Origin of the sequence: Nonomuraea guangzhouensis, assembly GCF_019396345.1 — a bacterium.
GTDB classification, from domain to species: Bacteria; Actinomycetota; Actinomycetes; order Streptosporangiales; family Streptosporangiaceae; genus Nonomuraea; species Nonomuraea guangzhouensis.
The window spans coordinates 1-742 of the sequence record NZ_JAHKRM010000117.1; the positions used below are offsets into that span (position 1 = coordinate 1).

The 742-nt window shown below is 70.6% G+C and carries 1 protein-coding gene; it reads right to left on the minus strand.

All coding sequences use genetic code 11. The features are described from left to right. Positions 1-742: IS21 family transposase (istA, locus tag KME78_RS63675; RefSeq protein ID WP_219539961.1), on the minus strand; the 742-nt coding region annotated here is incomplete at both ends.

Genomic DNA, 742 nt, shown 5'->3' on the forward strand with positions numbered 1-742 from the left:
GCCGCAGCGACGGCAGTGCGGTCAGCAGTTCCCGCTCGCCGGCCAGCCGCTCGGCGGGGATGGCGCAGATCTCCGAGTGCGTCACCGTGTTGACCTCGGCGCACCACTGGCGGGCGGTCACGTTGGCGGCGAGCAGGTCGTCGAAGGGCGCGTGCGGCACGACCAGATCACGTTTGGCATAGCCGACCAGGTTTTCCACGATGCCCTTCGATTCCGGGTCGGCGGCCTCGCACCAATCGGGCCGGAAGCCGTAGTGGGTGGCGAAGCGCACGTAGTCACCAGTGGGGATGACCTTGTTGGCCACCACGCCGCCCTTCAGGCAACCCATCCGATCGGCCAGCACCACCTTGGGCACCCCGCCGAGTTCCTCGAAGCACTCGGCCAGCAACGCCAGCGTGGTGGCGGCCCGCTCGTTGTCGGCGAAGCGCACGAAACGGAAGCGCGACCAGGCCAGCACCGCGCAGAACACGTGCAGCCCGCCGCCCGCGTCGCCCCAGTCGATGACCAGCATCTCGCCCGGCGTCCAGACCGCTGGCCGCCGCCCGCGATGGTGGCCGCGCCGCCACGTCTTCTTCGCCTCGGCGACCAGCCGCCGGAAGTTGCGCGCCGATCCCTCATACCCGGCGGCCTGGGCCAGCGGCAGCAGCCGTTTGGCCGACATCTTCCCGGCCGTGCTCTGGACCTTCTCGGCCACCAGATCGGCGACCGCATCGAAGTTGTGCTCGCGCCGTCTGCGGCCCGG